The sequence below is a fragment of the Mesorhizobium sp. B2-3-4 genome (genome assembly GCF_006442315.1).
GTDB lineage: Bacteria > Pseudomonadota > Alphaproteobacteria > Rhizobiales > Rhizobiaceae > Mesorhizobium.
Map to the genome: position 1 here is coordinate 35,639 of NZ_VFVY01000034.1, position 6,676 is coordinate 42,314.

Here is a 6,676-nt window from a genome sequence, read left to right on the forward strand (position 1 = left end):
TAATCAGAACCGTCAGAGAATCTGACATCGGCCGCGCTACGCGTTGGCCGCCGCTATCACTTCCCTCGAAAAGGAAAACTGCCATGGACCGCAACTTCGCGCGGGCGCTTGCGCTCGTCCTCAAATCCGAAGGTGGCTGGAGCGACAATCCGGCCGATCCCGGCGGCGCCACAATGCGCGGCGTCACCCTGGCCAACTTCCGACGTTACGTGAAAGCTGATGCCACGAAGGCAGATCTGAAAAAGATCAGCGATGAACAGACCGCCACGGTGTACCGGCGGTTCTATTGGGACGCCGTGGGCGGCGCGGAGCTGCCCGGCGGCGTCGATTATGCCGTGTTCGATTATGCTGTGAATTCCGGGCCGGCCCGAGCCGCGAAGGCCCTGCAAGCGGTCGTGGGCGCCAAGCAGGATGGCAAGATCGGCCCGGACACCATCACCAAGGTCAAGGCTATGCTGCGCTCCACGGTGATCGATGAGACCTGTGACCAGCGCATGGGCTTTCTGAAGCGATTGCCGACGTGGAAGACGTTTGGCAAGGGTTGGACCTCTCGTGTCGCCAGCGTGCGCGCCGACGCGCTGAAGATGGCCGCTCTCCCCGACACGCCGCCGCCGGTCAAGGTGGAAGTGCCTGTCGAGGTTCCGAAGCCTGTTGTCCCCGAAAAGGTCGAGCAGAAGGTCAAGGAGAAATCCGGCTTCCTGTCATGGCTGACGGGTCTCTTCGGCTCGGGCGCCATCGGCCTTGGCTGGCTTGGCGGCATGGACTGGCAGGCCGTCCTTGCCGGCGGCGTCGTGCTCCTCGTCTTCATCCTGGTCCTGCTGCTGCTCCGCTCCCAGATCATCGCGGCCGTGCGCCAGGTGAAGGCGGAGGTCGAGTGAGACGATGACCGCGCTCATCACCATCATTGTCGGTCGCCTCGGTATTTCGCGCCTGGCGGCCGGCGCTGTGATCTGGGGTGCTGTCGCCCTGTTCGCCTCGGGCGCTGCGCTCGGGGTCTACGAATTCATCAAGCACAAGGGCGCCGACGAGGTCCGCGCCAAGATCGAAAGGGAGAATACCGATGCGATCCGCAAAGGCATTGAGGCCAGCCGGAATCTTGATGACTGCACTTCTGCTGGCGGGTTGTGGGACTTCCGGCGTCAACGGTGTTCCAGCCCTCCGGGCGGCGATCGGTAGCAGCCTCGCCGGAGCGAAGGGCAAGACGCTCGCCGATCAGAACAAGATCGACCGCACCATGGCGCCTGGCTGCGCCGTCAGCCTCTACACGGCCGCCGAGTGCGACCGCCACACCAAGGCCAGCGCCGCGCGTCGGGCCGAACTGAAATAGCAAAGTAAGGGCATCGGGGCAGATGGCGGATGACATGAACAACGGCAACGAGCCGACGCGAACCTACGCGCCGACCGATTCCATAGCGGCGCTCAGCGAGCGGATCACCAACCTGAACCGTCGGCAGACCGACAGCGAGGCCGAGACCCGCACAGCTTTCCGATCGATGGAAAACATCATCGACAAGCTGGCCAGCGAAATGCGGTCCGGATTGGCGAACCTGTCTACGAACCTTGCTGAGCGGAACAAGCCGCAGTGGCAGGCATTGGGCGTTGCGCTGACCTTTGCGGCAATCCTCGGCGGTATGGCCTATTGGCCCATCAGAGAGAGCACGAACGATCTGAAGGCATCGGACGTTGAGACTGCCCGCATCATCCAGTCCCTTGCAAGCGAGACCAACAAGTCGATCCAGGCATTGGCCTCCAGCACGGTGAGCCGGCAGGAGATGGACTGGCGCGCGCAACGTGGAGCGGAAGACCGCGTCAGGATGGAAGCGGCTATCGCCGATCTACGCGGCGGCACGGTCACGCGTTCGGAATGGATGGAGCGCAGTCGGGCGATCGATCAGCAGGGCGCTGAATTCAGCCGGCGACTGGACGAGTTGCGGCAGGACTTCGGTGCCGTCTATGGGACACGCGACGTGATCCAGGACATGAAGCGGGAGATAGACGAGTTGCGGAGGAAGGTGCCTCCTAGCTGATGGGCCGCCGCCCCTTACGAAGTGGCGGCCCAATTATTTTAGGCCGCCTTCGGCTTCGGCAGCAGCTTCGGCAGATACTGCAACGCAGCACTGTCGCGACCTCGGAAGTAATCTATCGCCTTGTTGGGCATCCACTCTTCACGGAAATGTCGCCGCCAGTCGGCGAGAAGGCTTTCGGGATAAGCCTTTGCCTGGATGCGACGGCCATCCTCATACAAATGCCAGTATTTCGGCAACGAGTCCGTATCGATGCCTTTGGACCGGAGCCACTTGCAAAACATGAGCCCGTGGGAAATGTCCGGAACCATGTGCTCTGGCAAGGTGTAGCCCATAAGCTCCAGCGGCGCGATTAACGCTTGCGTCAACTCGGTCAGGATTGAGAAATGCCCCACCGGGACGTTTTGCTGGTTCGCGACATATCGCCGAAGATGGTACGGCATGCCGCTCTGGGTGGGCTTCCCTTTGCCCGACATCCAGTCATAGACCCACTGGCTGACCTTCACTGCGAATTCAGCTGAACACCATTGTGCAAGGTGAATGGCAACCTGGGGATGAACCCACGTTCCTTGAAGGCGCGCGTCGCCCCCACTGATGGACTGTACCAGTTTCGTGGTCGGAATTCCGACCGCGCTCGAAAGGGCGTCCAAGAAGTCCTTCGTCGTCCGGTTTTCGTTGTAGTGTTTGAACTGTTTCCCGGACGCCTGGCACATGGCAGTGGCGTTTATATAACCATCAATGGGACGCTGATAGACGATCGTCCCTTGGGCTTTATGCGGAATGAGATCGAAGTGCTGCTGCATGTCAGTATGGTACCTTTGTGGTGTACCGTCGAGCAGCTCCGGGTCGAAAATCGCTTGACATGTGGGAATGATACCCCACATAACCGCCAAGTGATCACGACACCCACCGCCCGACGGTGGTTTCAATAAAGGCCCGGTCGGTGCGTCAACACCTTCCGGGCCGCTCTGTTTCACCGAGACTCGGTAAACCGACATCATATGTTGACGTGAGCGGCATCCTGCAAGGGCTGGCCGCAATTTTTTTACGCAAAAGTAACCTTTGCCGAAATAATCGACTCAAAAAGTCGGATGTACACTAACAATATTTCGCGCCCCCCCCCGGCCCGCAACCAACCCCATTTCCGCTCGTTGACCTACGCACGCTGGTTGATCCCAGCATTCCTGTCTTACCGCCGCTCTCCCCAAAGAGTGGCGGGCTTTTCTCTTTTTTAGTGCATGCTACAATAGCCACTCAGCAGGCGGGGGCTGGCTTTGCATGCGGCTGTTTCTATTTTCAATGGTGGTGCTGCTCTTTATGGCGAGCGGCTTTTGGCTGGCGGCCGAGCTGGTGATCTCCGGCGCAGGAGGTTGACAACGCCGCAGGTGCTAGGCAGTTTCCGCCCATTGAGGGCTAACGGGGAAGACCTATGAAGAAAACCTATGAGAAGCCAGCGCTGATCAAGCGCGAACGACTTTCGTTTGTCACGGCCGGACCCGGCCCATCGGTACCGCCGCCGCCGCCTGAAGTGCTCGACTGATCTATTCGACAAGCCTAGTCAACCATCAAGCCCGCTGGCTTCACGCCAGCGGGCTTTTGCGTTGTCCGGATCGGAACAATCGAGATTCACATTTGTTAGACCGCTTATGGAAAAGGTCAAGCCCGAACCGATACCGGATAGCATTCTCCTGGCCGCCGCACGATTGCAGGCGGCCCTCCAGAGACAATCCGGCGACCAAACTAAACGGAATGTTGGAGGCCGACGCAGTGCCTGAGAGCTACCGCGCCGGCCGGGCGACCCACAGGTCCGCCGCGCGGGCCACAAAATAGTATGAGGGCCGCGCCGTCAACGTGATGGGCTGTCGATTCGCTATCTGCCTCAACAGGGCGTACAGTGCCTTGGTCGTCTGTGACGGTTTCCGGCAATCGGACGCTTGGAAGTGAACATCATGCTTTCGCCCGAACAGCGAGATGGAGCATGAGCACCGTCCGATCATATCTTTTCAAAGTCGTTCACTACTATGAGAAAGCTCTGTCTATCCAGGACAGGGCGATCGAGCGAGAGCGGGCAAAGGGTCGGCCTCTTGGGCAGGACCAGCGCCTGCTTGAGAGCATGCGCGAGAGCATGAAGAGGGCGCTTGAAGCACTCCGGCGCGTCGAGCACCGTTAGGCGCCCCGGGCGCAAAAATCATTCGTGCCGCTTCTTCGTGAGCTTGACAGCGATGCCTCGGACCGTCTTCAAACCACCAGGGTGTCATATTCGTCAAAAGGTGCTCTGGTGGTCGACCGTCCGACTATTCTTGTGCTTGAGGATGAGCCGCTGATTGGCCTGCACGTCGAAGGGACTTTGGTAGAGGCGGGCTTCAACGTGGCCATCGCCACGAGCTGCGCGGAGGCCGAGACAATCTTGGAGAACCTGCGCCCAGATGCCGTGGTCCTTGATGTCGATCTGTCAGATGGCCCATGCGTCGCCATTGCCGAAAAGCTTGTGGAGCGAAGAATTCCGTTCGTCGTTCACAGTGGGTATCTCAGTGTCGACAAGGTGTTTGCCCACGGCATAGCGGTCCAAAAGCCATCCAACCCTGCCGATATCGTTGCCGCCGTGAAGGCCTCGAAGCTTTTCTCTGACGCAAAGGCACTCGGGATCACCAGCACCGAGATCGAAGAGGACACCGGCAGCGTGTCTATGAAACGGTGTTCGATGCCATAGTGCAACATGACGCTGGCGGTCGGTGATGCTGACGGGATGCCGCACACGCGCTCGTTTCGCGCTACCGCAAAGTTATCCACAGGGTCGCCAAGCTCGGTAAAACTGTCCGGGTTTTGTTAAGGTGTGGCTCACGTTGTGGGCGCATCGTGCCCGTGGGTCCAAACCCAAGTCCCCCCATCCCATTGGACCCACCTCAGCTATAGGCCCGTTGCCATCTCGTTACCTGATGGCGGCGGGCCTTTTTTATGGTGGCTCGTTCCGGATGTAGCGGCGCGCCGCCAATCGTAGGCGTGAGTTGAAGCATGGGCGAGCGCTGGTTTTTTCCGCCTTGCGGCCAGCTGCAGCCTGACGCTTTGCTTTGGCGATCCGCGGCAAGTCCTGCTCTGCAGTTTTCTTCAAGCCGCAAGCCGCATGCGCCGGTGCGCAGTTCGTGTTTATGTCCGGCCCGAGCAACCCGAGCGCGCGCTTGTGCTCGATGATCCATTGATCTTCGTGGCGGTGCACCGGGTCGCCGCAGAGACAGCACGGCGCGATGTTGTGGGCGGTGCAGTTCTCGCTGAAGATCGCCTGCCGGCGACGTTGGGACATAGGCCGGCGCGGTGTCGGCGCTGGCGGAATGATGGCCTCTTCGCGGTGTTCGATCCTGATCATGGCCTGCGCATCATGTCGCCGAGTTCGCCGACAAGCTCCTGAAGATCGGCGGGCATCATCTCGGGCCGGCCGGCCGACAGCGCCAGCTGCATCGAGGCAGTGTAGGCGGCTCGCAGATGAACCGGACGCGTGGGGTTCACTCCACCCTCGATCGCCTGGTACGTGCGAAAAGGCATGCCCATCGCCTCCGCCATCGTCGGTTGGCTAACCTCAAGCCGCTCCCGAATTTCCAGTAGCGTTTCACGGAACATTGAAGGAAATCCTCATTTGCGCTATATCGGGACCGGGTGAGGTTTGGACCCCCACCCGGCTCCGGAGTTACCGGCCGATGGAGATAGCTACTCTCCACTTGCCGATCCGGACTTGGAAGGTGAGCTTGAAGCTCATGGTGTCCTCCAGTCCAGTTACCGAAGCGGGATTGCTTCGGTAAGGCAATATCGCACATATTGTGTGTGATGACAACCAAAAACGCACATTTTATGTGCGATATTTTAAAGCCGCTTCGGGTCCAACCGGGCGGCTTTTCCGTTGGTGATTACCGGCGGTAGGAGCCTTTTTCGCACCAATATTTCACGATGACGCCGGGCTGCGCCTGAAAGAGATTGGCTGCGATGTCGCAGTTTTGCCGGTTATAGTCCTCGCCATCGCTGGTGTTGAAGGTGGCGATGTGGATTCGCATCGGCGCCGTCACCGAGTTCCTATACAGAGTGTAGGTCGACCTCTCGCCGGTCCAATCGACCAGCGCCACGGCCGTGAGGCACACGATGAACGCGAGGAAAGCCAGAACCCGCTTCTTCGTCATTCCATGTCCGGGACTTCGCCCTGCCGGAACAGGATAGTGGGCGGGCCGTATTCCCCGATGTCGGGATTTGCCTCGCGGCTCCATGCGATCACGCCAACGTGCTGGCCGGCGAGCCCCTTGGCCGTTCGGATTGCCCGTTCTTCGCTCTGTTGGTCGGCCGGCCCAAATGCAGGGAATAGCTCGCCATCATTGCCGCGATCGAAAGCGACGACGACGATGAGCTTCGGGCGCTTCTGGTTGGGATCGGACATGCCCTACGATAGCCGTTGGTGGCGTGTGCCGCAATCTGACGACCGCGACTGCACTCAGCCGATGCTAAGTTTTAGCGCATTCCCCTCACGTCAAGTCGTCCGCACAGAAACCGTACAGAAACCCTCGAATGTTTTCGTTGCGTTCCGCCCTGTTTTGACGGCAAAACCGCGCAAAACGTAGGGATGCACATCATTCGTAATGATGGGGTCAGGTGTTCGAGTCACCTAAGCGGCACCA

General features: G+C 59.7%; 10 protein-coding genes. 5 read left to right on the forward strand and 5 right to left on the reverse strand.

Annotation, left to right across the window (positions count from 1 at the left end; translation table 11 throughout):
* Positions 1 to 83: 83 nt before the first annotated feature.
* The 3 genes from FJ967_RS32355 to FJ967_RS32370 all read left to right on the forward strand — a co-directional run bounded on the left by FJ967_RS32355 (position 84) and on the right by FJ967_RS32370 (position 2,027).
* Positions 84 to 878 (forward strand): glycosyl hydrolase 108 family protein, encoded by a 795-nt coding sequence (locus tag FJ967_RS32355; RefSeq protein WP_140736375.1) that lies wholly within the window; start codon positions 84 to 86, stop codon positions 876 to 878.
* Positions 879 to 882: 4 nt separating this feature from the next.
* Positions 883 to 1,176 (forward strand): hypothetical protein, encoded by a 294-nt coding sequence (locus FJ967_RS32360; RefSeq protein ID WP_140736376.1) that lies wholly within the window; start codon positions 883 to 885, stop codon positions 1,174 to 1,176.
* A 185-nt stretch (positions 1,177 to 1,361) separates the two neighbouring features.
* The gene (locus FJ967_RS32370; RefSeq protein ID WP_140736378.1) at positions 1,362 to 2,027 is read left to right on the forward strand and encodes a hypothetical protein; all 666 of its coding nucleotides are present in this window, start codon (positions 1,362 to 1,364) and stop codon (positions 2,025 to 2,027) included.
* A 38-nt stretch (positions 2,028 to 2,065) separates the two neighbouring features.
* Here the strand turns inward: FJ967_RS32370 and FJ967_RS32375 are convergent, their stop codons facing one another.
* A complete protein-coding gene (locus tag FJ967_RS32375; RefSeq protein WP_246675473.1) occupies positions 2,066 to 3,001 on the reverse strand; it encodes a KilA-N domain-containing protein in 936 nt (311 codons plus the stop codon).
* Positions 3,002 to 3,453: 452 nt separating this feature from the next.
* On the opposite strand from FJ967_RS32375, the gene FJ967_RS32380 reads away from it, so the two are divergent.
* Together FJ967_RS32380 and FJ967_RS32385 are read left to right on the forward strand one after the other, a co-directional pair.
* Complete coding sequence (locus FJ967_RS32380) at positions 3,454 to 3,564, forward strand: putative RiPP precursor (RefSeq protein ID WP_140707696.1); 111 nt, start codon at positions 3,454 to 3,456, stop codon at positions 3,562 to 3,564.
* A 654-nt stretch (positions 3,565 to 4,218) separates the two neighbouring features.
* Positions 4,219 to 4,734, forward strand: coding sequence for a response regulator (locus tag FJ967_RS32385; protein WP_140736379.1), 516 nt, complete (start codon positions 4,219 to 4,221; stop codon positions 4,732 to 4,734).
* A gap of 243 nt (positions 4,735 to 4,977) precedes the next feature.
* Here FJ967_RS32385 and FJ967_RS32390 read toward each other — a convergent pair whose 3' ends face one another.
* From FJ967_RS32390 to FJ967_RS32405, 4 genes are all read right to left on the reverse strand, one after another.
* Positions 4,978 to 5,385, reverse strand: a complete 408-nt coding sequence (locus FJ967_RS32390; RefSeq protein WP_140736380.1) for a hypothetical protein — start codon at positions 5,383 to 5,385, stop codon at positions 4,978 to 4,980.
* Complete coding sequence (locus FJ967_RS32395) at positions 5,382 to 5,636, reverse strand: XRE family transcriptional regulator (RefSeq protein ID WP_140736381.1); 255 nt, start codon at positions 5,634 to 5,636, stop codon at positions 5,382 to 5,384. Before FJ967_RS32395 ends, FJ967_RS32390 begins: the two co-directional genes overlap by 4 nt.
* A gap of 284 nt (positions 5,637 to 5,920) precedes the next feature.
* Entirely contained in the window at positions 5,921 to 6,187 is a 267-nt protein-coding gene (locus tag FJ967_RS32400; RefSeq protein ID WP_140736382.1) for a hypothetical protein, read from the reverse strand.
* Positions 6,184 to 6,438 carry a hypothetical protein gene (locus tag FJ967_RS32405; protein ID WP_140736383.1) on the reverse strand — a complete coding sequence of 85 codons (255 nt, stop codon included), beginning with the start codon at positions 6,436 to 6,438 and terminating at the stop codon, positions 6,184 to 6,186. The genes FJ967_RS32400 and FJ967_RS32405 overlap by 4 nt, the downstream gene beginning before the upstream one ends.
* Positions 6,439 to 6,676: the final 238 nt, after the last annotated feature.

Excerpts from the sequence above, each read along its gene's own strand:
- FJ967_RS32355 (WP_140736375.1), top strand. The coding sequence starts at position 84 with ATGGACCGCAACTTCGCGCGGGCGCTTGCGCTCGTCCTCAAATCCGAA.
- FJ967_RS32360 (WP_140736376.1), top strand. The coding sequence starts at position 883 with ATGACCGCGCTCATCACCATCATTGTCGGTCGCCTCGGTATTTCGCGC.
- FJ967_RS32370 (WP_140736378.1), top strand. The coding sequence starts at position 1,362 with ATGAACAACGGCAACGAGCCGACGCGAACCTACGCGCCGACCGATTCC.
- FJ967_RS32380 (WP_140707696.1), top strand. The coding sequence starts at position 3,454 with ATGAAGAAAACCTATGAGAAGCCAGCGCTGATCAAGCGCGAACGACTT.
- FJ967_RS32390 (WP_140736380.1), bottom strand. The coding sequence starts at position 5,385 with ATGATCAGGATCGAACACCGCGAAGAGGCCATCATTCCGCCAGCGCCG.
- FJ967_RS32395 (WP_140736381.1), bottom strand. The coding sequence starts at position 5,636 with ATGTTCCGTGAAACGCTACTGGAAATTCGGGAGCGGCTTGAGGTTAGC.
- FJ967_RS32400 (WP_140736382.1), bottom strand. The coding sequence starts at position 6,187 with ATGACGAAGAAGCGGGTTCTGGCTTTCCTCGCGTTCATCGTGTGCCTC.
- FJ967_RS32405 (WP_140736383.1), bottom strand. The coding sequence starts at position 6,438 with ATGTCCGATCCCAACCAGAAGCGCCCGAAGCTCATCGTCGTCGTCGCT.